The organism is Klebsiella sp. Ech2A (assembly GCF_030078455.1).
Taxonomy (GTDB): domain Bacteria; phylum Pseudomonadota; class Gammaproteobacteria; order Enterobacterales; family Enterobacteriaceae; genus Klebsiella; species Klebsiella terrigena.
Window position 1 is genome coordinate 1 of the sequence record NZ_JAQGFU010000049.1, and the last position, 26,638, is coordinate 26,638.

The window sequence follows — 26,638 nt, forward strand, 5'->3', positions numbered from 1 at the left end:
GGCCCGGCGGTGAATGGGGCGCTGGCCAACCGGCAGCTTGATTTTGTCTACCTCGGCGACCTCGCGGCGATTATCGGCAAAGCCAACGGGCTCCCGACGCGCCTGCTGCTGGGCAGCCGCGGCTCCGAATCTTACCTCGCGGCCACCGCCGCCTCGGGGATTAAAACGCTCGCCGACCTGAAGGGCAAACGGGTAGCCGTCTACCGCGGTACGGCGGACCAGCTGGCCTTCGATCGCGCCCTCCAAACCGTCGGCCTCAACGAGCGCAGCATGCAGGTGATTAACCTCGACTGGAGCGCCGGCAAAGCCGCTCTGGCGGCCGGCCGCGTCGATGCGGTGTGGGGCGGCGTCTCGCTGCTGGCGCTGCGCGGAGATAAAATAGAGGTGGTAGTGAAGAGCGGCGATTCCGGCCGCCAGAACACCACCCAGGCGGGCTTCCTCGGGACCCAGGCCTTTATTGCGGCCTGGCCGCAGGCCACCCAGCAGATTATCGACGTGCTGGTGAAGAACGCCGCTGAAATCAGCGACCCGGCCAACCGGGACGCCTGGGCGGCAGAGATGGCGCAGCAGAGCCAGATCCCGCAGGCGCTGTTCCTGGAGGAGCTGCAGCCGCAGGATCTTAACTTCACCACCTCCCCGCGCATCGACCCGTTCCTCAACGACAGCTTCAGCAGCAGCGTCGGGCAGGCGCAATCCGGCCGCCTGATCCGCAGCGCTTTTGACGTCGGCCAGTGGGCGGACGGACAGTTTGTCGAACGGGCGCTAAAAACGCAGGGCCTGGAAAAGCGCTGGCCGCAGTACGACGCCAAAGGCCAGGCGCTAAACGGCGGTTAGCCCCTCTCCTCCCGGGCCAGGAGCTGCAGCTGATGCTGGCGGTCGACGTGCAGAATAACCTCTATCAGCTTTGCCACCAGCGGCGGCTGCGCGGCGTGAACCGGGGAGATAATCGCAAACCGGGTCTGCATCAGCCGCCACTCGTCCGGCAGGTCGCTTAGCTCGAGCTTGACCAGCCGGTGGCTGTGCTGACAAAGCGCGAAGCCGTCTTCGCTGGCGAAGCTTATCGCGTCGGTATGCGCCAGGGTTGAGAGCAGCGCGTAGATATGGTCGCACTGAATCGCCGGGGCAAAGTCCTGCTGCTGGCTGAGGGTCGCCAGCACTTTGCGCACCCCGGGCGGCAAGTACGGCGCGGCAAAAGGATAGCGCAGCATCTCCTGGATAGAGACCGGGCCCCGCTTTGCCAGCGGATGGTCGGCGTGGCAAACGAAGAAGCAGCGCTGAGGGCTGAGCGGCTGGACCCGCAGCTGCGGATCCAGTTCGGCCTGCCAGCTGTCGGCCACCACAAAAGGATAGTGCTGGGTGGTGAGCGCATGATGCAGGGCAAACCAGTTATCAATCTGAAAGCGCACCCGCGCCTGCGGCAGCAGACGGTGAAACTCGCCAACGGCGGCCGGGATCAGCCGCGCGGAGGGCGCCGGGCCGCAGCCAAACGCGACCTCGCCGTTTTGCGCATCATCCGCCTCCCGCAGCTGGCTGCTGAGCTCGACGTTCAGCTCCTGAAACCGCCGGGCGTACGGCAGCAGCTTTTGCCCGTGCAGCGTGAGCGTCGGTAGCCTGCTCTGGCGGTCGAATAGCGGATGGCCAACGCTCTGTTCGAGCGCCTGAATGCTGCGGCTGAACGCCGATTGCGACAGGCACACCGCCTCCGCCGCACGATTAAAGGTGCCGTACTCAACCAACGCCACAAAGTTGCGCAGTTGGCGAAAATCCAGATGCATAGACCCGCCCCGTTCTCTCTTTTACGCCACAAAAGTACTGGAGGGCGGCCCGGCGGCGCAATGCCGGGATGATGAGGATCTTTCACCTTGTCGTTAGCCGCAATCATCGCACCCGTAAAGTTTTCCGCGAAATATTGTTTAATAGTGAAATTATTTATTAATAAATGAGATTGAAATGTTAACGCTAATATTCTCTGCGCCGCCGGGATGACAAATTATGCGCGCGCCTAACGTAAGGTTTCGTAAATATCACCGCATCCCATTCTGGCAATATGGTGAATACGCTATAAATAATTCCGTTCTATAGCTCACTATGAAAATAATGATATGACGCCAAAGCTTGTGCACGCCTTATTCTTTGTTCCTTTTTTGATTTTGGCAGGATGTTCATCCCCGGCTAAGCACCCGAAAACCGCGGCCCACCATGAATATGCCCCCATCGACGGCGGTTCAGATGACCTGATCCCGGTCCTCGCCGCGCTGCACGATCAGATGCATACCTGGCACGGAACGCCCTATGAATGGGGCGGCACCGATCAAAGCGGAGTCGACTGCTCCGGCTTCGTCTGGCGCACGCTGAAGGATCGCTTCAACCTGCCGATGGACAGGGTCACGACCAAAGAGCTGCTGCGAATGGGCGAGCGGGTCAAGCCACAGCAGCTGCGCCCTGGCGACCTCGTGTTCTTCCGCATTAACGGCGGCATGCACGTCGGCTTCTACGACACCAACCACGATTTTCTCCACGCCTCGGCCAGCCAGGGCGTAATGCGCTCCTCGCTGGACAATCCGTACTGGAAGTCGGCTTTCTATCAGGCGCGCCGCCTGCCGAAAGAGTATAACGCCCAGATAACGATGAACGACGATCGCCGGCACCTGGCTAAAAACCGCTAATGCCGAATAAGAAAATGCCGCTGCGCAAAACGCAGCGGCTTTTTTTACCCTCTACCCGGCAGCGCTCGCTGGCCGGTCATCAGGATAATCAGAACTGGTAGGTCATGCCCACGGCAACGATGTCGTCATCGTTGATCGCCAGCTTGTTATCGCTCTTCAGCTGGTTGATTTTATAATCAACGAAGGCGTTCATGTTTTTGTTGAAGTAGTAGGTCAGGCCGACGTCGATATAGTTGACCAGGTCTTCGCTACCCACGCCTTCGATATCCTTACCTTTAGACAGCACGTAGCCCAGGGACGGACGCAGGCCGAAGTCGAACTGGTACTGTGCCACCGCTTCAAAGTTCTGCGCTTTCGTCGCAAAACCGCCGCTGATCGGGGTCATTTTGCGGGTTTCAGAATACATGGTCGCCAGGTAGATATTGTTGGCGTCATATTTCAGGCCGGTAGCCCAGGCTTCCGCTTTTTTACCCACGCCGCGCGCCAGCTGGTTCTGGTCGTCAGTACGGTCAGAGCTGGTGTAGGCTGCGCTGATGGCGAAATCGCTGCCGCCAAAGTCATAGCTTAAAGACGTGCCGAAGCCGTCGCCGTTCTGTTTCTTGGCTTCGCGACCTTCGTTTTTACCCTGATACTGGAGGGTCAGATCCAGGCCATCAACGACGCCAAAGAAGTCGGTATTGCGGTAGGTTGCCAGGCCGCTGGAGCGCTTGGTCATAAAGTTGTCGGTCTGTGCGGAAGAGTCGCCGCCAAATTCCGGGAACATATCGGTCCAGGCTTCAACGTCGTACAGCGCGCCGAGGTTACGACCGTAGTCGAAGGAGCCGAAGTCCTTCAGTTTTACGCCAGCGAACGCCAGACGAGTCTTCTGGGAAGAGTCGCTTTCGGTTTTGTTGCCGGAGAATTCGGATTCCCAGCGACCGTAGCCGGTCAGCTGGTCGTTAATCTGGGTTTCGCCTTTAATGCCGAAACGAACGTAGGTCTGGTCGCCGTCCTTGCCGTCATAGTCGCTAAAATAGTGCATCGCTCTGACTTTGCCGTACACGTCCAGCTTATTGCCGTTTTTGTTGAAAACTTCAGCCGCATGGGTAGCTGAAGAAGCAATAAGACCCATCATCATTAATGCCAGTGAGCTCTTTTTCATTATTCAGTCCTGGTGATTTATTTATACGCGCTAATCAATTCCGGGCGAAGGCCCCGTGAAAACAGGAGGTTTTTTAACGCTCCAGTATTAAAAATTTATGACAATGTGGAACTTTTCATAAAAAAGGGTATTTAAATGTTTCCATCATAAAATTGTCATCTTCCCTCTCCAGAATGCCCGATCCCGCGCAATAAAACGGCGCGCTAAAAACGCCGCGGTTGGCAAGCGGCCTGAGTCCTGTTACAACATCACCTCGATATCGATATTCCTTTTGAACGGCAGAGAATCATGAGTGATAGCCAGACGCTGGTGGTAAAACTGGGCACCAGTGTTTTAACGGGCGGATCCCGCCGCCTGAACCGCGCCCATATCGTCGAATTAGTGCGCCAGTGCGCGCAGCTGCACGCCATGGGCCACCGCATTGTTATTGTGACCTCCGGGGCCATCGCCGCCGGTCGTGAGCACCTCGGCTACCCGGAACTTCCCGCGACGATTGCGTCGAAACAGCTGCTGGCGGCGGTAGGACAGAGCCGTCTGATCCAGCTGTGGGAACAGCTGTTTTCCATTTATGGTATCCACGTCGGCCAGATGCTGCTGACCCGCGCGGATATGGAAGACCGCGAGCGTTTCCTTAACGCCCGCGACACCCTGCGCGCCCTGCTGGATAACAACATCGTGCCGGTCATTAATGAAAATGACGCCGTGGCCACCGCCGAGATTAAAGTCGGCGATAACGATAATCTTTCGGCGCTGGCCGCTATTCTTGCCGGCGCAGATAAGCTGCTGCTGCTGACGGATCAGCAGGGCCTGTTCACCGCCGACCCGCGCAATAATCCGCAGGCCGAGCTCATTACGGACGTGCACGGTATTGATGACGCCCTGCGCGCGATTGCCGGCGACAGCGTTTCCGGCCTCGGCACCGGCGGGATGGGCACCAAGCTGCAGGCCGCCGACGTCGCCTGCCGGGCGGGCATCGATACCATCATTGCCGCAGGCAGCCGTCCTGGGGTGATTGGCGACGTGATGCAGGGCGTATCGGTCGGTACGCGTTTTCACGCGCAGGAGTCGCCGCTGGAGAACCGCAAGCGCTGGATTTTCGGCGCCCCGCCGGCGGGAGAACTCACCGTCGATGCCGGTGCGGTGCAGGCGATTCTGGAACGAGGCAGCTCGCTGCTGCCGAAAGGTATCAAAGTCGTGACCGGCAACTTCTCGCGCGGCGAAGTTATCCGCATCCGCAATAGCGACGGCCGCGATATTGCTCACGGCGTCAGCCGCTACAACAGCGATGCGCTGCGCCTGATTGCCGGCCAGCACTCGCAGCAGATTGATGCGATCCTCGGCTATGAATATGGCCCGGTCGCCGTCCATCGTGACGATATGATTATCCGTTAAGGAGCTGAAAATGCTGGAACAAATGGGCATAGCTGCCAAGGCGGCCTCTTACAAACTCGCGCTGCTTTCCAGCCGCGAAAAGAACCGGGTGCTGGAGAAGATTGCCGACTATCTGCAGGCCGAGACCGAGACAATTCTGCGGGCTAACGCCGAGGATCTGGCGGAAGCTCGCGCCAACGGCCTGAGCGAAGCCATGCTCGATCGCCTGGCGCTTACGCCGGCGCGCCTCGACGGGATTGCCAACGACGTTCGCCAGGTGTGCAGCCTGGCCGATCCGGTGGGCCAGGTTATCGACGGCGGGCTGCTCGACAGCGGCCTGCGCATTGAACGCCGTCGCGTTCCGCTGGGCGTCATCGGCGTTATCTACGAAGCGCGCCCAAACGTCACCGTCGACGTCGCCTCCCTGTGCCTGAAAACCGGCAACGCGGCGATTCTGCGCGGCGGGAAAGAGACCTGGCGCACCAACGCCGCGACGGTGAAGGTTATCCAGCTGGCGCTGGAAGAGTGCGGCCTGCCGGCCGCTGCGGTCCAGGCGATTGAGAGCCCAGACCGGGCGCTGGTCGGCGAGCTGCTGAAGATGGATAAGTACATTGATATGCTGATCCCTCGCGGCGGCGCGGGCCTGCACAAGCTGTGCCGCGAGCAGTCAACGATCCCGGTCATCACCGGCGGTATTGGCGTGTGTCATATCTTTGTTGATGAGTCCGCCGAGATTGAGCCGGCGCTGAAGATCCTCGTCAACGCTAAAACCCAGCGTCCGAGCACCTGTAACACCGTCGAGACTCTGCTGGTGCATGAGAACATCGCCGGGCGTTTCCTGCCTGCGCTGAGCAAGCAGATGGCGGAAAGCGGCGTGACGCTGCACGCTGACGCGCGGTCGCTGCCGGTACTGCAGAACGGCCCGGCGAGCGTAGAGCCGGTGAAGGCCGAGCAGTACGACGACGAGTTTCTGTCGCTGGATCTGAACGTCAAAGTCGTTGCCGATCTCGATGACGCCATCGCGCATATCCGCCAGCACGGTACCCAGCACTCGGATGCCATCCTCACCCGCACCCTTAGCCACGCAAATCGTTTTATCAACGAGGTGGACTCTTCTGCGGTGTACGTGAATGCCTCCACCCGCTTTACCGACGGCGGCCAGTTTGGTCTCGGCGCGGAGGTCGCGGTTAGCACCCAGAAGCTGCACGCGCGCGGCCCGATGGGCCTTGAAGCGTTGACGACCTATAAGTGGATTGGTTTCGGCGACGATACTATTCGTGCTTAAAGCCAGACGGGTGATGCAAAAGTAGCCGGTTGATTCATAAGGCCATTGACGCATCACCCACTTAGTTTTAACCTTTTACCCCGTGATTCACGCTCGTGGACATGTCCTTTCAGGGCCGATATAGCTCAGTTGGTAGAGCAGCGCATTCGTAATGCGAAGGTCGTAGGTTCGACTCCTATTATCGGCACCATCACAAAAAATCATTTAAAATCAATAAATAATAATTAAAATCCGTTTTTCATTGATCTATAAGAATCGATAAATCCCCCAATAGCGACCTGGCTGATGATGAAATCTCCCGACAGCGGGTATCCCAGCCGCAGCTTTATGGCCGCTATTGTCCTAAAGCTCGCACAGCCAGTTCCAGCAAGCTGGCAGCGGTCATACAGTCTCTAATTCAGTTTTCCCCCTGGTTAAAATGGCTTTCGAGGCGTTACAATTCCCGCAAATCTTCCGCTAAGGGCTTCTCAATGGACGACGAAAAATTACGCGCCTACCTTAAAGCGATTGGTATGGGGTGCTTTGTGACGTATTACGACAGGTTTGCCAGCGCAGCTGTTTCACGCGCGGACCTTATTGAACTGCTGCATACTCAGGAAGGGTACACGGAAAAAAGCGGTGGAAGCCGCACCAGTAAAGCAAGGGCAATTATTGCCGCAGGGGCAAGTGAAGATGCATTAAGGCTGATTATTGCGTCTAATCGGGTGAACGATGATTTAAGAGATGCGGCGCGAAAATTACTGATGAAAAACTTTGTCTAAAACCAGCGTAACATCGGCTACTCCCTGCCCTCATTGGTTATCGCAACATATCCGTGAAGGCCGTAGGTTAGTTTTCTGTTATCTCCCCTCCTCCCTCAAAAATCATTCAGACACCGCTACGGCGATTTGTTTTTTTAACGTTAAAGCTGCGTTTTTGCGCTTTCCAGGGATGGCAGGATTGTTGTGGCAAAGCCGCCTTGACTATTCAATCCGCCTCACCTCGGGATGCTTTTCCGTCGCGGCCTCGTGAAAAATATCATCCAGCCAGCCGGGAATCTCGGTTTCGGTAAGATCGTCGGGAATAATAACCTCATACAGGCGGGAAAACTTTCGCTCCGTCAGGTCAGCACGAAATACCAGCCAGCGTTCACCTTCGCGCTGAACCCCTATATGTCGACCAAATACGTCATAAATCAGCATCATTACTTTCTTTTAGCTCCGCGTTGATCCCTTCTTTTCCTACCTTAGCTGAATCCCCATGCAAAACGAAGACGTTCGTTTTAGCGAATTGAACGGCAATAAGCCGCAGCCGCACCTCAATGCACCCCTGCGTATTCCCTGACATCCATCAATTTTTTATCCGCTACTTCACCCTGAAATCACACTTTGTTACACCATATTTCAGAGGTGACACATTTTAAAAACAGGATTATTCTGCTCCTACTTTTTTTAACCCTCTGAGAATTCAATGAATAAAATAATCTTCGCGGCGGTAATTCTTTCTTCAGCTCTTCTTGGCGGCTGCGCCTCGGTCCCTTTAGCCGGCAATGCTGAAAATGCGACGGCTAAATCATTCCCCGCGCCGGAAAGCGGTAAGGCCGGTCTCTACGTGTACAGGGACAGCTTTGTCGGAAAAGCGCTTAAAAAAGACGTTTATCTTGATGGGCGCTGCCTCGGAGAGACCGCCGACAGGGTCTTTTTCTATCAGCAAATATCGGCCAGCCAGCCGCATACGCTGGGGACAGAATCTGAGTTCTCGCCAAATAACCTGACGCTCAACGTCGCCCCGGGCAAGAACTACTTTGTTCGCCAGTACATTAAAATGGGCGTTTTCGTCGGCGGAGCCGGGCTGGAACAGGTACCTGAAAGCGAAGGTATGCGCGTCGTTTCCAAACCGGAAGTTAAGCTAGCGGTACCGGGTAAGTGCGATAACTAATCGGCGACGATTGTATGCTGCTGACATCCAGCCCTATCGGCGGCTGGATGCCGGCGTAATCATCATCAGGGTGCGTCAACCCACGCTAAGCGCAGCGAATAAGCTCGTCGGCGCCTGGTAACCGGAAGGATATCTCTCTTTATCGCAGGCCAGCGGGCTCTGGATGTACAAAATAACGTATTCGTTTAAAAAGGCGATGAGAACCTAATAGACGGAGAACGTAGCGGACTGAACGAGAAATTTAACCATAATATCCTGGCGGTTTTATCTTAAACCAGAGCATGGTTATTACGCGTGCTTAAATCATTAATTGAAACAGTGCCGGAAGAATAGCGTTGATAAGACGGAAAATTAATCCGTGACGCCATTAAGCTTCCGGTACCTGAGCGGCGGCAAGCTATAGTTATTTGAAAAAACTCGGGTAAAGGTCTGTTGAGAATCAAAACCATACTTAAAGGCGATTTCCATTATCGTGTCGTCGGTCTCTATAAGATCTTTTGCCGCGCGGGAGAGTCGCCGATCGCGAATATACTTGCCAAGGCTAATGCGTTTAACCTGAAAAAATACCCGCTGAAGATGCCACTTAGAGTAACCCGCCCGCGCAGCAACATCCTCGATCCTCAGCGGTTTATGTAAGTTTGAATCAATCCTTGGCTTATCTCATCGATGATGTCTTCTGTTTTGAACATAAATAGACGCTCATTATGAAAGGGTTATGATATGACATCATCCTTCTCAGGATACATATGATCTATTTGTATATTTCTGCTACGCCGTGCAGTCGATTATTTCCTGTTGTTGACAGGATTTTGAACGACGTAGCCCCCTGCTCATCTGCCTTACGAGACAGCGCATTCGATAAGTCATCCAGCGTATAGGCGTTGCTGGCCGAGACTACGCCAATTTTCTCCTTGCCGTCGGCATGGTTAATTTCCTGCGCGGCAGATGCGGCATTTACTGAAATGAACCCCATGAGCAATGTGGTAATAAGCAGTGCTTTCATATCCAATACCTCTTATAAACTGTATGTTTGAAACTGAACTCGTATCAGGAGGAACGTCCTGCGTCTGTATATTTAAATATACAGATCGAAGCTGTCATAAGACTGACCGCTATATGACAAAATTGTCAGGGTTATTAAATCGATGTGGCCCGTTTGGAAACAGGTTTAGCTCGTTAATAACGCACTCTGGCTCTTCATTGAGGGGCATATTGTCCATATCTAAGACTCCCTCGTTTCTTTGCGGACTGTCGTTCCTGAGAGCCGCAAACAGCGGCGAGAGATCCGCCTGCTCTTGCCCTTGCTCGGCCACCAGCTCGAAGGTCTTATTTTTTGCCACATCGCTGGTCAGGGCGCTCACCAGCACCCGGGCGATTTGAGCTCTGGATATCACGCCATCATCCGGCGTTCCGGCGTGGCGCCGATCGCCCTGGCGCCAATACGCCCCTGCCCATCTGAACCGAGCGTAAAAATAACGGCATCAATATCTTTCGCCATATCGGTCAGCGTTTCGGGCAGCGAAACGTCGCCGTAAAAAGTTTGCATGACGTTATCCTTCGGCTGTTGGGTGGGAAAAGCATAACGCAAAGCAATTTATTCGATTAGATAGGGTAATTAGCCAGGGTTTATTAGATGAGTTCATCAATACGGCTGACGTCGGCGTGCAATCATGCGATCAGCCGCTATTTTTCCAGGCTCACCCTTCGCCCTGGATTATTAACCGCCCGTTTATCTGAGGCAGGAAATATACTTTTCGCCTGAACGACGCACGATTTCATCGGCGTTTTGCGTAATGTCCTTTCCTTCAAACGCGCCGTAGAGTTTTTTAAATTTGACCGTACCCAGGCGTTGGATAATGTCGCTGACCGCTGCGGCTGGCAACGGCAGCATGTTAGGGTAGCTCCACATAAAGGAGACGGCATGCGCGCCAGGGGTGACCTGGACGATATCGCCCGAAAGCACTACGCCCTCATCTCGCATCCAGTGCAGAACACAGCCGCCGGCAAAGTGCCCTCCGAGACGTATCACATTGACGTCACGAGTCAGACTTAGGCTGTCGCCTTCCCAAAAGGTAATCCAGGGGCTATCGCGCATGACCCATTTGCTATCACTGGCATGAAGGTAAATCGGGACGCTAAATTCTTCAGCCCAATCCTGCATGGTGGTGTAGTAATGCGGATGCGATATCGCGATGGCCTTCAGCCCGCCCAGGGACGTTATTAGCATTTTCGTGGCGTCGTCGAGCGTGGCAATGCAGTCCCATAGAATATTGCCCTGCGGAGTACGCAGAATAAACGCGCGCTGATCGATCGCAAAATCAGGAACGGTGCGGATGCTGAGGAGCTCGCCGTCGTGTTGTTGCCACTTATTTGCGTGCGTCGCGCAAAGGACGTCAAAATCGATCCATTTCTGCCCGCTAGCGGGGACATACTGGCGTTCATCTTCGCAGATATTACACTGCTGCGGGCGGGAATCGGTTATCTCATAGGATGTGCCACAGGTTTTGCATAAAACGATCATTGGATCCTCCTTATTTTTTCGCCTGAGCCAGCGGCAAGGGAGCAGAGCCCGGCCGCGCATCGGATAAAAAAACACAGTCAGCATGGCACACAGATACACAAGGATGTGCCCGTTCGTGCTGCCGCTTAGCGAGGATGGTCAAAACAGGCAAAGAGGGCTCTCCGGGCTTCCTCTCATGCTTTTTCAGATTTATAGCGCGCTTCAAGTTTGTCGAGGAAAATGAATAAAGCCTCGTTCATTTCGCTGTAATCGTGCGCACGAAGTTCTTCCGTGGTGTTCACGAAGCGGTGTGCTTCGGTGCGGCTCAGATCTGGCTCAGAATGAGCAATCAGGAGCTCTACAACATCCAGCGTCAGTTCCATATGACACTGGAAACCATAGACACGATCCGAATACGAAACGATTTGGCGCGGGCAGCCCTCGCTATAAGCAATGATTTTCGCATCCGGCGTCAGGCCCGGCATATCGTTATGCCAGTGCCCGACTTCAAGAGTCTTACCAAAGTGAGAGAACATCTCATCCTTGCAGCCCTCATCAGTCAGAGCGATCGGGAACTTACCGATCTCTTTCTCCGGGCTGTGTGCAAACGATGCGCCCAGAGCTTCACCGATCAGCTGCGAGCCGAGACAGATGCCGATAACAGCTTTGCCGGTTTTAACAGCAGAAGCAATCAGCGTCTGCTCAGCCTCAGAGTCGAAATGCGGGCACTCTTCCAGCGTAGTGGCTGGATCTTGCGGACCGCCCATAACGATTAAGAAATCGATGCCTTCGGCGTCCACTGGCAGCTCATCGCCTGCATACACGCGAGTGAAAGTCACATCATGGTCGCGATTTCTCGCCCATGTCTCATATGCTCCCGGTGCTTCAAAACTTTCATGTACGATAAAGTGTACTCGCATTAGGATATGCTCCTGAAATATCTATGATAATCTTGATTATGAATAACTCACCCATCCAGGATGCCCCTACTCCGGGTGGTTCCAGCGTCGATATCATAATTGCAGAGACAAAATCTTAAATGCCAGGAAGTATAGATAAAGCGCCAAGACATGATGAGGCAACTGGTTGGTCAAGCACCGCGATAAGCTATCGACGTGGAGAGACAGACCCTCCCCATCATCATATTGAGGGGCAACTTCTCTTTGCCACGAGGGGAGTTATGCTGGTTGAAACAGAGGGTAACCGCTGGGTAATACCTCCCCAGCGTGCATTATGGTTACCGCCTCTTCAGATCCATAGTTACAACCTGCTTTCACATACAGACCTACGGGCGATCTATTTCAGCAGCAGCCTTATCGCAAAATGCGCAAACTTTACGAAGAGTGACCAGGTGCATGTGATTACGGCTACGGCACTGGTGAAAGAGCTGATAGCCGGGTTATTCAGTGAGGACTATAGCCGACCGATCCAACGAGAAATGGCGCTGTTACTTCTGGAAATTCTTAGCGAGGCCCCACTTATCGCTGCGGAGCTTCCAATGCCGCATGATGAGCGATTATCCCGTGCAGTCAGAGAGCTATTGGTAAGACATCGTTGGGAAGCGTCTCTTAGTGACCTGGCGTTTATCGCCGCCATGTCTGAACGTACTTTCTCCCGATTATTCATCAAGGATACTGGCTTTAGTTTCAGAACATGGAAGCAGAGAGCCAGGATTTGTGCTTCGTTAGATCTTCTCGCCAATGGCATTCCCATTAAACAGGTCGCTTTCTCATGTCCGGCGTCATTTACAGCTGCGTTTCGTTCTATTTTAGGTTCAACGCCGCGCGATTTTTTGCCGTAATTCATGGCTCAAGGTCCGCTCCTCCCTCACAGCAGATCTTAAGCTCCTGCAACCAGGCCAATTTGTGGCCGAAAGAGCGATTGGCCATCACTCTTTATTTATGGCCTGAATTTTTCAAGCGCTTCAGCGGCCATCTGTGTTGTGTACGACCGCATCCATCTTGCCACCATTTTTTTGATTTCGCAGCAGCAGTGGCTGGTTGTTACGCCCGAAGAGAGCTAAGTACAAACAGCGGATTGTTGTGCTTCTTGCATTTCGCCTTACTCCCCGTCATGGAGCGCGACCCTGCAGGCCTTTCTGCTTAAATAAACGGCCGTGAAAGTAGCTCGATCCCCAGAACCATCAGGAACAGGAGAAAGCACTGTCTGAACCGCCGGGCACTGATGCGCGCCCGAATCTTCTGCCCAAACCACATGCCAGCCAGCGCCGGGACAATGGACATTAAGGACAGTGAGAATTGCTGTATATGGAAGGCATCATGCAGGTACAGCCCGGTTGCCAGTGCGATGGTAGAAACGGTAAACGACAGCCCCAGAGCCTGCACAAGTTCATCCTTGCTGAAACGAAGTGACTGAAGAAAGGGGACGGCAGGCATGACAAAGACGCCTGTAGCACCGGTAATAAGCCCCGTTATCCCCCCAACCAAAGGGGAAAGCCACATTTCCATGACCGAGGAGACGACAAATGCTGGAGAAATCAGGGCGTAAGCTGCATAAACGACAAGCGCAGCACCCAGTCCGAATGCTGACCAGATCGGGTTTACGCTTATCATCAGCGAAGCCCCCCCTACCGTACCAACAGCGATCGCTAGCATCATCAGCCAGAGTCGACGAATAACCAGCATGACCGAGGGCCCGGCGAAGAGCTGCAGCACGTTGGTGACAAAGGAAGGGAGAACCAGTAACGCTGCTGCGACGGGCAACGGCATAAAAATGCCAAGCAGCGCCATCGCCACCGTGGGCAGACCCATTCCGGTCACGCCCTTCACGAAGCCGGCAAGAATGAAGATCGGTATCAGATAAAGATAAAGCGGTTCGCTCACAACGTTGGTCCTGTATTGGCGTTTCTCCCATTCAAACAATTCGGGGAGAGATGGACAATCTGGTAAATAAGCACCATGCTTCGGAGATTCCGAAGGTGCAAGAGACGACCGCAATGAGAATGGATATTGCCGACATGAAGCTTTTCACTTGTATCGCTGATGCTGGAAGCATCACGCGCGGAGCCAGACAGGCCAACCTGGCACTGGCTTCAGCAAGTGAACGGCTGAAAAACATGGAAGAAGATGTCGGTGTGACGCTCGTTGTACGTCATGCCAGAGGTGTGAGTCTGACCGAAGCCGGTGAGGTTCTCGACAGGCACGCGCGTCAGATTTTGTCACAGCATCAACGACTTAATGCCGAGCTAAAAGCCTTTGCCACAGGTGTCAGAGGTAAAATCACGCTGTATGCCAACACCGCAGCGATGGCCGAATTTTTGCCGGCCAGGCTGCTCCCGTGGCTTTCACAACATCCAGAAATTTCAATCGAACTGGAAGAAAGAACCAGTGTGGACATAGTGAATAATATTGCCACCGGCATCGGCGAAGCTGGATTAGTTTCGGACGCAGTGAATGCCGGTGAGCTAACGCTGGAGCCTGTTGCGGATGACAGGCTGGTTCTCATCGTTCCAGTAAAGCACTCTCTCGGCATCCATGATGAAATTTCCCTGACAGAAATAGTTAAGGAGCCATTTATAGGACTATACCCCGGCAATGCCCTACAGGATCATATCACCGGACATGCCGCCGATCTCGGGCATAGCCTGACATACCGCATCAGGATGAGCAGCTTTGAAGGTTTCTGCGAGATGGTCAGCAACGGGATCGGCGTGGGAATATTGCCTGAGTCAGTTGCAGATCGCTTCCAGCAGAAATTTAGCTACCGAAAACTGCTTTTAACCGACAGTTGGGCGAAAAGAAAAATCTGCATTTGCTACAGAGACCGAGCATTGCTGAGCCCGGCCATGAGAAAACTGCTCACTTTTTTAAAAGACGCTGAGCACTGAATGGAATGGTTCTCACATCGGGACAGCGCATAATCCGGCTGGCCAAGACTGCAGCAGATAAAACATGCCCGGAGCGATACCGTCCGTCATTTTATGAACGCTAATGCTGGCCTCAGTACAGGAAGTAGCGATATATCGCCGCCGTTACCCCGACATTCAGCAGCACGCTGATAAAAAAATAACGCCTGAAGGGCTGCTTTTGCGTCTTATGGCGAAAGAGCTGCTGGCCCGCTATCGCCCCCGGCCATCCGCCCGCCAGCCCAAAAATAAGCAGTGTCAGCTCAGGGACTCTGCGCCAGGCCCTGCGGGCCGCCATTTTATCGACGCCATAAATCGCCAGCGTCAGCGCGTTAACCAGTAAGAACCACGTTGCCAAAGCGTGAGGAAGAAATAAGCAGCTCAGGGCCGCTAAGCCGAGAAGAAGATAGCAAAAGCGATTGAGGTTCATTGATCCGAGGTAACGTTTATAAGCCGAAACAGGAAGGCCACTATACCCCTTCCTGCTCAGAAGCGGTAAGGCGCAACGTTCAACGCGTGACTTTCGATCTGCGGTTAATTACCTGGCGCGCGACCTTTACTTGCGGTATAGGCTTCCTTGACCCGAGCGCGCCCTGCTCCACAGCTCATCGTCAGAGAGCGTGGTTTGAATAAGCTCTATCGGCACGCCGCTGTCGTTAATCACCGCCACAAAATAGTCATCAACGGGCTCGTACGGCCCGAGAATTACCTCCTCTCCGCGTATGGCGGCAGCCAGGTCATCAACCTTAAATGCCACGTGCGGGACCGTTTTCAGCAGGATATGCAGCGGATAGTCCGGCGTAAAGCGGTGCCACTGGACGCGAAACTTTCCCGGATTGTCGCAGGTATACATCCCGGCCTTCTCGCTGAACGCGCCCTTCTGCTCCCCGTCCTGCAGAGGTATGCCAAAATGATGAAATACGTAGTCAATTTCAGGCTTCATGGTAAATACTCTCTTCATTCAAAACGCAATATGAAAACGCCGCTCTGGCATATCGCCGCTTAGCCTCCGCGCTGGCGGCGCGCTAAGCGCGGCTGCCTAAATCGCGATCCTCCCGCTCTCCAACGAGAAGGTGGGTCAGCTCATCGCAGCGCACGATGCGCCCGGATGCCAGGGTAAAGCGCGCCATCACCGCAATTTCGCTCCGCTGGCCGCTTTTTTTATCCACTTTGACATGGTGATGAGTGAACACCGTATTCCTATCGCCGGCAATGGCCAAAATCGAGAGGCTCATTCTGGTCGTCAGCGTTTTAAGTAACGCCATATGCCCGACGAAGCCCGGGTAGTCGAGGCGCTTGCCGTCCACCTGCTGCTGATAGTCAGGGGAGAAATAGCGGGCAATCTTATCCTCCTCATGCTGAGGGTTCGTAATGATTTCGCGCAGGGCGTCGATAACGGTCTGGGTTTCCTGGCTCATTTGATTCCTTAGTGAGTGTATGTCGCGCGGTACCGGGTTGAATTAAGGTTAGAAGATCGCGCCCGTGGTACGATAGCCGTATTCGGACATGATATACGGCCAATCAGCCATGATGATGCGCATCGAAACCTTTGATTATCAGCGAGGCCACGTCACCGAGTGGCACGAGCATGACGGCGGTCAGCTCTACTGGCTTACAACCGGCATCATGGTCGTTGAAACCGACCAGGCGCAGTGGACGGTCACGCCGGGCTCCGTGGGATGGTTTCCCGCCGGCCTTCGACACAGGGCCCAGGTGCCGGGCCGGCTCAGCGGGACAAGCCTCTACCTTCACGCATCGACCTGCGCGGGGCTGCCGCCAACGCCCGGGATCTACGGTACCGATAGCTTCATTCAGGCCCTGCTGGAGCGCCTGTGCGCCGGCCCCCGGCCGGGCCTTCCCGCGGATTACTCCTCCAGCCTGCTGTCGCTGCTGGCGGCTGAAATCACCAGTGCGGTCGAGCTTCCGCTGCAGCTGCTTTTGCCGACCGATCGTCGCGCGCGTAACGTTGCCGACCGGCTGCTCGCCCATCCGGACAGCCCGCAGAGCCAGGCGCAGCTGGCCCAGCGCTGGGGCCTCAGCGTTCGCTCTCTCAGCCGCCTGTTCCGCGAACAAACCGGCCTGAGCTTTTGCCAGTGGCGACAGCAGGCGAAGGTGGTCACATCGCTCCAGTGGGTGCTGGCAGGGGAGCCGATCGCCGAGGTCGCCGCGCGCAGCGGCTACGCCAACGTCAGCGCCTTTATCGAGGTATTTCGCGAACGCTTTGGCCGCACGCCCGGCCAGCTTCAGCTCGCCAGCGCCAAATCCCCTCCTGTCGGCGGCTAGCGCCCGCGCGCTCCGGCAAAAAGAGTGCCGCCGCTAAACCGGCTAAAGCACCGGTTTAGCGGCGCATTACGCCATTGACAGCGCTAACTGTAACGTTACACTAAACCGTTGTAGTTTATGAATCCCATCAAAAAAGCGATGCTGAAGGCGACGAAGACTCTGCCATTCACAAATTGCTGCAAAGGAGATGTATGGCAAACATTCGTGATGTCGCAAAGCACGCCGGCGTTTCGGTGAGTACCGTATCCAACGTGCTTAACGGACGCACCGATCAGATGCGCGTTGAAACCCTGGCGCGCATCCAGCACAGCATGCAGGCGCTGAACTACCTGCCGAATCGCGTCGCCCAGCAGCTAAAAACGGGGCAGGCAAAAATGATCGGCCTGCTGGTGCCCTCGATCGTTAATCCCAGCTTTGCCTCGCTGGTGCGCGAAGTGGATCTGGCGGCGAAAAAGCGCTTCTATCGGGTGCTGATCGGCAATACCTATCGGCAGATTGAAGAAGAAGAGGCCTTTATTGCCGATATGTTTGCCCACGGCGTGCGCGGGATCATCGTCGCCGCCTGCGACATTGAAAAGCCGCATTTTGCCCAGGCCGCCGCGCAGGGCATGATGATGGTCAACTATGACAGCCGGATGCCCACCGGGGCTGAATCTGGCGGCCTGGCGCTCGACAGCGTCTCTATGGATAACATCGAAGCAGGCCGCATGGCCGCCGAGCATCTTATCGCCCGCGGATGTCGGCGCCTGATCTTCACCACCGTCGCCGGCATGACCTCCAGTCGGGCGCACAAAATTGAAGGCTTTCTTAGCGCGGTGCGCCGCCACGGCCTTTTTTACGACGGGATGATTGTCGAAGAGAAAACTATGGCGGCCTACGGCGATACCGAAATGACCGAGCTGGGCCGTTCGCTGGCGAAAAAGATCTGCCAGCAGTCGCAGCGTCCTGACGGGGTGGTCGCCATTAACGATGCGCTGGGCATTGGGCTGATGGCCGGCCTGCACGAGGCCGGGATCAGCGTCCCGGGGGAGATCTCGATTATTGGCATTGATAATATCCCGCTCTCCGGGCTGGTTTATCCCGGTCTGACCTCCATCATGCCGCCGCTGGCGGAGATGGCCGAGGTGATGGTCGAGCGGTTAATTGAGCGGATAGAGAACTCGACGCTTTCGCCGGCAGAGTTTCTGTTCCCTCCCGCGCTGGTCCGTCGGCAATCGGTACGCGAGGCGCCCGCGTCCTGAGGCAGGCGCGTTCCGCTGCGATAAAAGAGAAGCGCCCGAGCGCTTCTCTTTTTTCATACCAGCGTCGGCCCGACGGTGAGCAGAATATTGGCAAAGCGTCGGGTTTCGCCAGAGGCGATGGCTAACAGCGTATCCGACGATTTGGCCTGCGCGTAAAAGGCGTTGCGCTCAATATATTCAAGCTCGGTCGCCGGCGTCAGAACCTGGCGATATTCGCGCGCGATAGTATTATCAAACTCGGGGGGGCTGGCCATCAGCGTCGCTTTTTCAACGCTAATATAGCCAAGGATTTTTTGCAGGATCGTCACGCTGCCAATTAAGCCGGGGGAAAAGTTCAGGTACACAATCCGCGCCTGCGCTGCGCTATTGGTCAAAATAGAATAATTAGCATCGGCAATAAGAATATTGGCCTTATGCCCGCACAGCGCCAGCGCCTGGAGTAAATCAGGATGGATAATATCGGACTTAATCATCAATACGCTCTCTTAATACGGGCGGCGTTAACCGCCCGGCTTTCCGCTATGCCCGGTAAATACCGCCGTTAATATCGATTGTCGCCCCGGAAATAAAGCCATTGTACTCGGAGGCAAGGAAACAGATGGCTCTCGCGACATCCTCCGGCGTGCCCGCCCGTCCCAGCGGGATCTCCTGGACCGTGCGATCGGCCGATTCCTGGGTGGTGTGCTGGTTATGGAAACGCGTTCCCAGAATCAGTCCCGGAGCGACCGCGTTGACCCGAATGCCAAACGCCCCCAGCTCGGCGGCAAGCGATCGCGTCCACGTCAGCACCGCGCCTTTCGTCGTGGAGTAGACCAGCGAGCCCGAGTGCCCGCCGGAGCGCCCGGCCAGCGAGGCCAGATTGACGATGCTGGCGCCGTCCGCGGCGGACTTCAGCCACGGCAGCGCCTGCTGGGTCACGTTGAGCATGGTGGTCATATTGACGTCAATAACGGTCCGCCAGAAGTGGGCGTCAATCTCGCCGAGCCACTTGCGCCCGATGATGCCGCCGACGTTGTTGATCAAAATATCGATACCGCCTAAAAACTCTGCCGCCTCCGCCACGCAGCGGGCGGCGTCCGCCTCATCGGTCAAATCGGCACGGCCGCAGGCCGCTTTGCGCCCTTTTTGTTCGGCAATCGCCATCAGCTCTTTGGGACCCTCTTCGCCGCTGAAATAGTGAATATAAATATCGCATCCCGCCTCAATTAATTTTCTTGCGGTCTCTTTTCCAATACCCTGTTCAGCACCGGTAATAAATACTTTTTTTGCCGTTAACAATCCCATTTCAGACTCCTGTTATTCAGACTCAACGCCACCAGAAAATAATATTTATCGCCTCAGGCAATTTTGGAACGTGGACGTCCCTGCCCCCTGGCATAGTAAATTTCAGCTTCCGGACAATTATTTCGGCGGCATAGCAGCGGTGCCGCCGCTTGGTACTCGATTAACGCAACGCTTAGTAACCCGCCAGCCCCGGCAGCCAGGTGGTTAACGGCGGCACCATCGCCACGATAATGATGCCGACCAGAACCACCGCCAGGTATTTCGCCATCGGCCGGATCACGTGCTTCATCTCCACGCCGCAGATGGCGCAGGTGGTATATAAGCCCAGCCCAATGGGCGGTGAAAATAGCCCAAAGCCCATTGCCAGAATCATGATGATGCCGAAATGCAGCGGATTGAATCCAAGCTGCACGGCAATCGGCACCAGAATCGGGGCAAAGATAATCAGGGCCGGCGCGCCTTCCAGCACCGCGCCGAAGATAATCAAAATCACGATGGTGAGCAGCAGGAACAGCCAGGCCCCCTGCTCAACGCCAATACCGACCAGCAGCCCGGCGATTTGCTGCGGGATCATCTGGATGGTCAGCGCGTAGGAGAGGCTGGTAGCGCAGGCGACGATAAACAACAGCACCCCGGACATCGCGGCGATATCAATAAACATCTTCACCGTGGCCTTAAACGTCAGCTCGCGAAAAGCCAGCCGGCCGACCACGATGGCGTAGATCACCGCAAAGGCGGAGATCTCGGTCGAGGTGGCGATCCCCATCATCACGCCGCGGCCGATCATAAAGATCATCACCAGCCCAACGGCGGCGCCAAGATAGAGCTGAGCGCGCGGGCGCAGTACGGGATAGGCCTCGCTGACGTTAATTTTGCCGCCAAAGCGGTTGGCGGCAATCATCAGCAGCACCAGCAGACAGGCCGCGGGCACCAGGCCGGCAATAAACAGCGCCCCGATCGAGATATTGGCCACAAAGCCCATCACGATCAGGTTTACGCACGGTGGAATGGTTTCGGCCATCACCGCAGAGGCGGCGAAAACGCCGGCCGCCTCCTCTCCGTCCTGCTTCGCCCGCCGTACCGCCGGCATCAGCACTCCGCCCACCGCGGCGACGTCCGCCAGCTTGGAGCCTGAAATACCCGAGAAGAAAGCCATCGACAGGACGGTGGTCATGTTTAAACCGCCGCGAAAGCGCCCCATTCCCCGCACGATAAGCTCCACGAGGCGCGTGGACATGCCGTTGATCTCCATCGCCGCGCCGGCGAGCAGGAAGAAGGGGATCGCCAGCAGGACAAAGTGATCGACCCCGGCCGCAACCTGCTGGGAGAAGAAGACAAACGGCAGCGACGGATCGCAGATAAAGAACACCATCGCCGACATGCCGAGGGTGAAGGCAATCGGCACCCCGGCGAGAATACCGAGGAGGAAGCAGATAAGCATCAGCCCCGCCGCCGCGCTGGCCGGGTCGGCCATCAGCGACAGCTTGACGTAGCCAAGCGCGGCGAGCGCGAGGATCCCGGCACCGCTGAGCAGCACGACCCTGGCGCGTTCACGTAAGGCAAGCTCCAGCGCGGCGACCATCATCACCAGCGAGCCGATCAGCACCGGGATCACGTAGATGACCTGCGGTAAACCGGTTTCGGTGGTCTGCACCCGCGCGGCCTGAACCAGGTCATAGCTGGAGACGACCAGCCCGACGGAAACCAGAAACAGGATCCAGCGGCTGGCGTGCACCACGTACGGCCGGACGTGCTGCGGCAGAAAGCGCAGGAACAAATCGACGCCGATATGCCCCCCTCTTGCCGTCGACGTGGCGACGCCAAAAAAGACCAGCGCAATCATCAGCGCCCGCGCCACCTCTTCCGCCCAGTGAATCGGGGAGTGCAGCGCATAGCGCCAGATAACGGAGGCGAAAACCACCAGCACGTTGATAAACAGCACCAGCGCCCCGGCCCAGGCGGTCAGGGTCGTCAAAAATCGACTTAGCCTGCCGAGTAGCGCCAGCGCGACGCACTCATCCTTTGCTTTAATAGAGATATCAGCCATCTTGAACTCTCTGTGTAAGGTCATGGACATCATCACAGGCTCGCCGCGACGGGCGGGCGAGCCGACGCTCTCCGCTACTGCTGGCTCTCCGGCGCCGCGGCGGTAATCTCATCAACGATAGGTTTCATATCCGGGTACTGGCCAAGGAACGCCTGCCAAACCGGCTGCACCTGCTGATAGAAATAGCGGCGATCGGTTTCGCGGAAGGTTACGCCCTTGGCCTCCAGGTTCTTAATGGCCTCCTGCTCTTTTTTACCGGCCTGCTGGCGTTCGTAGTCGGTCGCCTCTTTGGCCGCAGCCAGCACCTCGCCGCGCAGCTCCGCCGGGATCTGCTCGAAGCTTTTCTTGTTCATGGCGATCATCAGCGGGTTGTAGCTATGGCGGGTCAGAGTGCCATTTTTGACAATTTCATAATATTTGCTCGAGTAGATCGTCGGGGCGTCGTGCTCTACGCCGTCAATCACCCCCATCTGCAGGCTCGAATAGACTTCTCCTCCCGGCATCGGAATCGCCACCGCCCCCATATGGTTCAGGGTGGCGATAAAGTTAGGCACCGGCAAAACGCGGATTTTGAGATTTTTTAAATCTTCAGGTTTTTCAATGACCTTCTTGGTATAAATATTGCGCGCGCCGAGGTTATAGCCGTAACCCAGCACCATCACGTTAGCCTTATTCATCATCAAAGCCGCCAGCTTTTCACCCGCTTTGCCGTCGAGGGTTTTGCCCACCTGAGCGTAATCTTTAAATAAGTAGCCGAGATCCAGGACGCCAATTTCAGGGACCAGCGTGGCCCAGATGGAGGTCCCAGAGATCATCATATTGATTGCGCCAATGCGCACCTGCTGGGTGGCGTCCGCCTCTTTCCCCAGCATGCCGTTAGGAAAATAGTTCAGCTTGATCTGCCCTTTCAGTTTTTCATTGTTATTCAGGTTGTCCTGAAAGCGGCTGAACCAGATGTAGTGGGCCGATGATTCATCCGCGGGCAGCGAAGAGTAGACCCGAAAATTAAGCGCCGCGTGGGCCAAAGAGGTCACGGCGCCGCCGGCTAACAGGGCCGTGCCCAAACATGCAACGGCAAAAATACGACTTACTGAACAAAACGGTTTCATTTTCATCATCGTTATCCTTTCACGTCCCGTTGAGATAGATGTCACCCTCTCAGGCCTTGTTGAATCGGCGGGGGAGTTAAACAAAAAAGTAGCTTCACGCGCCTACTGTAACGTTTTAGTGTAACGTTACAGAAACTATCCGGCACCCTGGCTAAAAGCAAGGTGCTTAACGGGATCCTGGCGGATGAGATGTGATTTTTGTGGCGGACATCGCTAATTTGCGCCCGGGTGTTACACAGTGAAAAGCAGGTCGTGGCTGTTTAGTCACTGTTTAGCGCAGAGAGGGAGGAAGGGAGAGTGTGTGGCGCCGCGACGGCCCTGCGCCAGCGGCAGAGCGTTTGGCCCCACCGCACCGGCGGCTATTCGCTGGCGCAAATAGCGCGGCCGGCAGATGGGCGCTCTCCTCACCGGCGAGGAGCGTCAGGCGGCAAAATAGAACCATGCGGTCTTAATAAGCTGATTCTCAACCTCAAAAACCGCCATACTCTCAATCGGCTCCGCGGAGAGTCCGTAAATCAGCTCGTGGTCGAAAACCTTATTGCCGATAACGGTACGGAAAATAAGCTCCGCCCGCAGTTCAGCAACGTTAAAACGCTGGTTGACGTAAAACTCCCTTAACGCCGGAATGCCGACCATCGCGGGGGTTTCGGCCGGCATGCGGTACGCTTTGAAATCTTCGGAAAAGCAGGCAATAAATTGATTAATATCGTGGGCGTTGTAGGCCTTAAACTGCTTCTCCACCGGGCATTCCATGACGCTTTCCTTTTCACTATAGATAATTATAAATGCACAATAACTGAATTTTTATTCAAACTCCAACCCCTATTTTTGTCACTTATATCCCGCCAGCGCTCTTCTTTACGTCCAGTCACCCCGCTGCACCAGCGGCTCTCTTTTAACGCCCCGGATCACAAAAAAACAAACAATCAGCGCAATTAATGCGCATCTTTTAAAAATGTAGATATTTTTAAGTTATGGCTACGAAATCAATATTGCCGAGCCGGACCTACCGCGAGGATCGATTCTGATGAATACGTTCACTGCCGTAAAATCCCATCCCGACGATAGCGCCAGCAGCAACGGCGGGTTCACTATCGTCCCCTCTGCCCACTCGCCGCGGCTGCTGGAGCTCACCTTTTCCGCGCAGACTGCCCGCCAGTTTATGCAGCAGGTCGCGCAGTGGCCGGTGCAGGCGCTGGAATATAAATCCTTCCTGCGCTTTAAAATTGCGAAGGTCCTCGACGATCTCTGCGCCGGCCAGCTGCAGCCGCTGCTGTACGACACGCTGCTGGATCGCCGTCAGGGGGCGCTGCTGATCGGCGCGGAAGGGATCGATAGCGTGGCCCAGGCCGATGAGATGGTGAAGCTGGCAACGGCGGTTGCCCATCTGATTGGCCGCTCCAACTACGACGCCATGAGCGGCCAATACTACGCCCGCTTTGTGGTGACTAACGTCGACAGTTCAGACAGCTACCTGCGGCAGCCGCATCGCGTCATGGAGCTGCATAACGACGGAACCTACGTCGAAGAGATCACCGACTACGTGCTGATGATGAAAATCGACGAGCAGCATATGCAGGGCGGAAACTCCCTGCTGCTGCATCTTGACGACTGGGAGCATCTGGAGCGCTATTTCAGCCATCCGCTGGCCCGTCGCCCGATGCGCTGGGCCGCACCGCCGAGCAAAAACGTCAGCCACGACGTCTTCCATCCGGTGTTCGACGTCGACCGCCAGGGCCGCCCGGTGATGCGCTATATCGATCAGTTCGTGCAGCCAAAAGATTTTGCCGAAGGCATCTGGCTAAGCGATCTTTCCGATGCCCTGGAAAACAGCCAGAACATCCTCTCCGTTCCGGTGCCGGTGGGCAAACTGCTGTTGATTAACAATCTGTTCTGGCTGCACGGCCGCGACCGCTTTACCGCGCATCCGGATCTGCGCCGGGAGCTGATGCGCCAGCGCGGCTACATCAGCGATGCTAATCACCGCTGCCGGCCCCATCAGTAAGCGCTATCAGTCGAAGGAACCGCGTGGATGTATGATTTTGTGATTATTGGCGGCGGCATTATCGGCATGTCGACCGCCATGCAGCTGCGGGAGGTCTACCCGGACGCCAGAGTTGCGCTGCTGGAGAAAGAGTCCGCGCCGGCCTGTCATCAGACCGGCCGCAATAGCGGCGTGATTCATGCCGGGGTCTACTACACCCCCGGGAGCCTCAAAGCGCAGTTCTGCCTTGCCGGCAATCGGGCAACCAAAGCCTTTTGCCAGCGGCACGGCATCCGCTATGACGTCTGCGGAAAAATGCTGGTCGCCACCTCGCCGCTGGAGATGGCGCGGATGCGGGCGCTGTGGGATCGCACCGCGGCCAACGGCCTGCAGCGCGAATGGCTTAGCGCGGAGGCGCTGCGCGAGCGGGAGCCGAATATTACCGGCACCGGCGCCATTTTTGTCCCCGCCAGCGGGATCGTCAGCTATCGCGAAGTTACCGAGACGATGGCAAAAGCCTTCGTCGCCGGCGGCGGGGAAATTGTCTACGCCGCCGAGGTTAGCGCCCTGAAAGAGCACGCCGCCGGCGTGGTCGTCTACACTAAACAGGGACAGGAGTTTGAAGCCGCCACGTTAGTGAGCTGTAGCGGCCTGATGGCCGACAGGGTGGTCAAAATGCTCGGCGTCGATCCCGGTTTTATTGTCTGCCCGTTTCGTGGGGAGTATTTCCGCCTGGCGCCTCAGCATAACCAGATAGTGAATCATCTGATCTACCCGATACCCGACCCGGCGATGCCGTTTCTCGGGGTCCACCTCACCCGCATGATTGACGGCAGCGTGACCGTGGGCCCGAATGCGGTGCTCGCCCTGAAGCGTGAAGGCTACCGCAAACGCGATTTTTCACTCTCCGATACCCTGGAAATCCTCGCTTCGCCCGCTATTCGCCGGGTGCTGCAGGGCAACCTGCGATCGGGCTTAGGCGAAATGAAAAACTCCCTGTGCAAAGGCGGCTATTTGCGGCTGGTACAAAAGTACTGCCCGAGCCTCGCTCTGCAGGATCTCCAGCCTTGGCCTGCGGGCGTTCGCGCGCAGGCAGTTTCTCCGCACGGCAGGCTGATCGACGATTTTCTGTTCGTCACCACCGCGCGCTCCATTCATACCTGCAATGCGCCCTCCCCGGCGGCCACATCGGCTCTGCCCATCGGAGCGCATATCGTCGGCAAAGTACAGGCGCTGCTCGCCCGCCAGCACAGCCCCGGCCGCAGCCTGCGCGCCGCCCGTAGCGCGGACTCCGTGCTTGCCGAATACACCCGTTAAACGCTTGAAACAGGACACTATCATGCAACTCAACGACCCAACTTTGTTTCGCCAGCAGGCATTTATCGACGGCCAGTGGCGCGATGCCCTCAGCGGGGAGGTGATTACGGTCACCAACCCGGCCAACGACCAGCAGCTGGGCAGCGTGCCGAAAATGGGCGCCGAAGAGACCCACGAGGCCATTGATGCCGCCAACCGCGCGCTCCCTGCATGGCGGGCGCTAACGGCTAAAGAACGGGCCGCGATCCTGCGCCGCTGGTTCGATCTTATCATGGCGAACCAGGACGACCTCGCCCGCCTGATGACCCTGGAGCAGGGGAAACCGCTGGCGGAAGCTAAGGGCGAAATCGGCTACGCCGCCTCGTTTATCGAATGGTTTGCCGAAGAGGGTAAGCGCGTCTACGGCGACACCATTCCCGGCCATCAGGCGGATAAGCGCCTGATCGTTATCAAGCAGCCGATTGGCGTCACCGCCGCCATCACGCCGTGGAACTTCCCTGCCGCCATGATCACCCGCAAGGCCGGCCCGGCGCTGGCCGCTGGCTGCACCATGGTGCTCAAGCCCGCCAGCCAGACCCCCTTCTCCGCCCTCGCGCTGGCCGAGCTGGCGCAGCGCGAGGGCGGAGAA

General features: G+C 56.2%; 28 protein-coding genes, 1 tRNA gene and 2 pseudogenes. 14 read left to right on the top strand and 17 right to left on the bottom strand.

The genetic code is table 11. The annotated features are described in order from the left end of the window. Nucleotides 1–834, top strand: an 834-nt coding sequence (locus tag PFH44_RS11615; protein ID WP_283825066.1) for an ABC transporter substrate-binding protein, incomplete at its 5' end; no start/stop codon positions are given. Here the strand turns inward: PFH44_RS11615 and PFH44_RS11620 are convergent. Then, complete coding sequence (locus PFH44_RS11620) at nt 831–1,775, bottom strand: LysR family transcriptional regulator (protein WP_283825067.1); 945 nt, start codon at nt 1,773–1,775, stop codon at nt 831–833. The two genes, PFH44_RS11615 and PFH44_RS11620, sit on opposite strands and share 4 nt — an antisense overlap. Nucleotides 1,776–2,102: 327 nt before the next feature. Here PFH44_RS11620 and PFH44_RS11625 point away from each other — a divergent pair, with 327 nt between their 5' ends. Then, nucleotides 2,103–2,666 carry a C40 family peptidase gene (locus PFH44_RS11625; RefSeq protein ID WP_283825068.1) on the top strand — a complete coding sequence of 188 codons (564 nt, stop codon included), beginning with the start codon at nt 2,103–2,105 and terminating at the stop codon, nt 2,664–2,666. A gap of 88 nt (nt 2,667–2,754) precedes the next feature. Here PFH44_RS11625 and phoE read toward each other — a convergent pair whose 3' ends face one another. Next, nucleotides 2,755–3,807, bottom strand: a complete 1,053-nt coding sequence (gene phoE / locus PFH44_RS11630; RefSeq protein WP_045854131.1) for a phosphoporin PhoE — start codon at nt 3,805–3,807, stop codon at nt 2,755–2,757. A 288-nt stretch (nt 3,808–4,095) separates the two neighbouring features. Here phoE and proB point away from each other — a divergent pair, with 288 nt between their 5' ends. From proB to PFH44_RS11650, 4 genes are all read left to right on the top strand, one after another. Further along, on the top strand, nt 4,096–5,199 hold the full coding sequence (gene proB / locus PFH44_RS11635) for a glutamate 5-kinase (protein WP_041144214.1): 1,104 nt from the start codon (nt 4,096–4,098) through the stop codon (nt 5,197–5,199). Between the two features lie 10 nt (nt 5,200–5,209). Continuing rightward, nucleotides 5,210–6,463: a glutamate-5-semialdehyde dehydrogenase gene (gene proA / locus PFH44_RS11640; protein WP_128878979.1), complete on the top strand. Its 1,254-nt coding sequence runs from the start codon at nt 5,210–5,212 to the stop codon at nt 6,461–6,463. 114 nt (nt 6,464–6,577) lie between these two features. Then, nucleotides 6,578–6,653: transfer RNA gene (locus PFH44_RS11645), tRNA-Thr, on the top strand. A gap of 280 nt (nt 6,654–6,933) precedes the next feature. After that, nucleotides 6,934–7,224, top strand: a complete 291-nt coding sequence (locus PFH44_RS11650; protein WP_045854128.1) for a hypothetical protein — start codon at nt 6,934–6,936, stop codon at nt 7,222–7,224. Nucleotides 7,225–7,425: 201 nt separating this feature from the next. Here PFH44_RS11650 and PFH44_RS11655 read toward each other — a convergent pair whose 3' ends face one another. Next, nucleotides 7,426–7,644, bottom strand: coding sequence for a DUF7661 family protein (locus PFH44_RS11655; RefSeq protein ID WP_045855402.1), 219 nt, complete (start codon nt 7,642–7,644; stop codon nt 7,426–7,428). Nucleotides 7,645–7,912: 268 nt separating this feature from the next. Between PFH44_RS11655 and PFH44_RS11660 the strand changes: the two genes are divergently transcribed. Continuing rightward, nucleotides 7,913–8,380 (top strand): DUF2846 domain-containing protein, encoded by a 468-nt coding sequence (locus PFH44_RS11660; protein ID WP_045854127.1) that lies wholly within the window; start codon nt 7,913–7,915, stop codon nt 8,378–8,380. A gap of 351 nt (nt 8,381–8,731) precedes the next feature. Here the strand turns inward: PFH44_RS11660 and PFH44_RS11665 are convergent. The 5 genes and pseudogenes from PFH44_RS11665 to PFH44_RS11685 form a co-directional block, all read right to left on the bottom strand. Further along, nucleotides 8,732–9,069 (bottom strand): annotated as a pseudogene (locus tag PFH44_RS11665) (helix-turn-helix domain-containing protein). 62 nt (nt 9,070–9,131) lie between these two features. Continuing rightward, complete coding sequence (locus tag PFH44_RS11670) at nt 9,132–9,383, bottom strand: YdgH/BhsA/McbA family protein (RefSeq protein ID WP_283825069.1); 252 nt, start codon at nt 9,381–9,383, stop codon at nt 9,132–9,134. 109 nt (nt 9,384–9,492) lie between these two features. Then, nucleotides 9,493–9,917 (bottom strand): annotated as a pseudogene (locus PFH44_RS11675) (hypothetical protein); the annotation flags it as partial. A 192-nt stretch (nt 9,918–10,109) separates the two neighbouring features. Continuing rightward, nucleotides 10,110–10,901, bottom strand: a complete 792-nt coding sequence (locus tag PFH44_RS11680) for an MBL fold metallo-hydrolase (protein ID WP_283825070.1) — start codon at nt 10,899–10,901, stop codon at nt 10,110–10,112. 173 nt (nt 10,902–11,074) lie between these two features. After that, nucleotides 11,075–11,800, bottom strand: a complete 726-nt coding sequence (locus PFH44_RS11685) for a type 1 glutamine amidotransferase (RefSeq protein WP_045854124.1) — start codon at nt 11,798–11,800, stop codon at nt 11,075–11,077. A gap of 119 nt (nt 11,801–11,919) precedes the next feature. Between PFH44_RS11685 and PFH44_RS11690 the strand changes: the two genes are divergently transcribed. Further along, on the top strand, nt 11,920–12,681 hold the full coding sequence (locus PFH44_RS11690) for an AraC family transcriptional regulator (RefSeq protein ID WP_283825071.1): 762 nt from the start codon (nt 11,920–11,922) through the stop codon (nt 12,679–12,681). A gap of 301 nt (nt 12,682–12,982) precedes the next feature. On the opposite strand, the gene PFH44_RS11695 is transcribed toward PFH44_RS11690, so the two are convergent. Beyond that, complete coding sequence (locus PFH44_RS11695) at nt 12,983–13,723, bottom strand: sulfite exporter TauE/SafE family protein (protein ID WP_283825072.1); 741 nt, start codon at nt 13,721–13,723, stop codon at nt 12,983–12,985. Between the two features lie 113 nt (nt 13,724–13,836). Here PFH44_RS11695 and PFH44_RS11700 point away from each other — a divergent pair, with 113 nt between their 5' ends. Continuing rightward, nucleotides 13,837–14,727 (top strand): LysR substrate-binding domain-containing protein, encoded by an 891-nt coding sequence (locus PFH44_RS11700; RefSeq protein ID WP_045855401.1) that lies wholly within the window; start codon nt 13,837–13,839, stop codon nt 14,725–14,727. A 112-nt stretch (nt 14,728–14,839) separates the two neighbouring features. Here the strand turns inward: PFH44_RS11700 and PFH44_RS11705 are convergent, their stop codons facing one another. The 3 genes from PFH44_RS11705 to PFH44_RS11715 all read right to left on the bottom strand — a co-directional run bounded on the left by PFH44_RS11705 (nt 14,840) and on the right by PFH44_RS11715 (nt 16,163). After that, nucleotides 14,840–15,175 carry a DUF1294 domain-containing protein gene (locus PFH44_RS11705; RefSeq protein WP_283825074.1) on the bottom strand — a complete coding sequence of 112 codons (336 nt, stop codon included), beginning with the start codon at nt 15,173–15,175 and terminating at the stop codon, nt 14,840–14,842. Between the two features lie 126 nt (nt 15,176–15,301). Further along, nucleotides 15,302–15,688, bottom strand: a complete 387-nt coding sequence (locus tag PFH44_RS11710; protein WP_283825075.1) for a VOC family protein — start codon at nt 15,686–15,688, stop codon at nt 15,302–15,304. 82 nt (nt 15,689–15,770) lie between these two features. Beyond that, nucleotides 15,771–16,163, bottom strand: a complete 393-nt coding sequence (locus tag PFH44_RS11715; protein ID WP_283825076.1) for a nuclear transport factor 2 family protein — start codon at nt 16,161–16,163, stop codon at nt 15,771–15,773. A gap of 109 nt (nt 16,164–16,272) precedes the next feature. Here PFH44_RS11715 and PFH44_RS11720 point away from each other — a divergent pair, with 109 nt between their 5' ends. Further along, complete coding sequence (locus PFH44_RS11720) at nt 16,273–17,028, top strand: AraC family transcriptional regulator (RefSeq protein WP_283825077.1); 756 nt, start codon at nt 16,273–16,275, stop codon at nt 17,026–17,028. A 173-nt stretch (nt 17,029–17,201) separates the two neighbouring features. After that, nucleotides 17,202–18,269 (top strand): LacI family DNA-binding transcriptional regulator, encoded by a 1,068-nt coding sequence (locus PFH44_RS11725; protein WP_463671545.1) that lies wholly within the window; start codon nt 17,202–17,204, stop codon nt 18,267–18,269. Between the two features lie 53 nt (nt 18,270–18,322). On the opposite strand, the gene PFH44_RS11730 is transcribed toward PFH44_RS11725, so the two are convergent. From PFH44_RS11730 to PFH44_RS11750, 5 genes are all read right to left on the bottom strand, one after another. Then, a complete protein-coding gene (locus PFH44_RS11730) occupies nt 18,323–18,742 on the bottom strand; it encodes an RbsD/FucU family protein (protein WP_045854116.1) in 420 nt (139 codons plus the stop codon). Between the two features lie 46 nt (nt 18,743–18,788). Beyond that, nucleotides 18,789–19,553: an SDR family NAD(P)-dependent oxidoreductase gene (locus PFH44_RS11735; protein ID WP_283825078.1), complete on the bottom strand. Its 765-nt coding sequence runs from the start codon at nt 19,551–19,553 to the stop codon at nt 18,789–18,791. A 172-nt stretch (nt 19,554–19,725) separates the two neighbouring features. Continuing rightward, a complete protein-coding gene (locus PFH44_RS11740) occupies nt 19,726–21,600 on the bottom strand; it encodes a TRAP transporter large permease (RefSeq protein WP_045854114.1) in 1,875 nt (624 codons plus the stop codon). 74 nt (nt 21,601–21,674) lie between these two features. After that, nucleotides 21,675–22,634: a TRAP transporter substrate-binding protein gene (locus tag PFH44_RS11745; RefSeq protein WP_283825079.1), complete on the bottom strand. Its 960-nt coding sequence runs from the start codon at nt 22,632–22,634 to the stop codon at nt 21,675–21,677. Between the two features lie 495 nt (nt 22,635–23,129). Then, a complete protein-coding gene (locus PFH44_RS11750) occupies nt 23,130–23,462 on the bottom strand; it encodes a nuclear transport factor 2 family protein (protein WP_283825080.1) in 333 nt (110 codons plus the stop codon). A 274-nt stretch (nt 23,463–23,736) separates the two neighbouring features. Here PFH44_RS11750 and glaH point away from each other — a divergent pair, with 274 nt between their 5' ends. The 3 genes from glaH to PFH44_RS11765 all read left to right on the top strand — a co-directional run. After that, the gene (gene glaH, locus PFH44_RS11755) at nt 23,737–24,714 is read left to right on the top strand and encodes a glutarate dioxygenase GlaH (RefSeq protein ID WP_283825081.1); all 978 of its coding nucleotides are present in this window, start codon (nt 23,737–23,739) and stop codon (nt 24,712–24,714) included. A gap of 27 nt (nt 24,715–24,741) precedes the next feature. Beyond that, the gene (gene lhgO / locus PFH44_RS11760; protein WP_283825082.1) at nt 24,742–26,010 is read left to right on the top strand and encodes an L-2-hydroxyglutarate oxidase; all 1,269 of its coding nucleotides are present in this window, start codon (nt 24,742–24,744) and stop codon (nt 26,008–26,010) included. Nucleotides 26,011–26,032: 22 nt separating this feature from the next. Next, nucleotides 26,033–26,638: aldehyde dehydrogenase family protein (locus PFH44_RS11765; RefSeq protein WP_283825083.1), on the top strand; the 606-nt coding region annotated here is incomplete at its 3' end.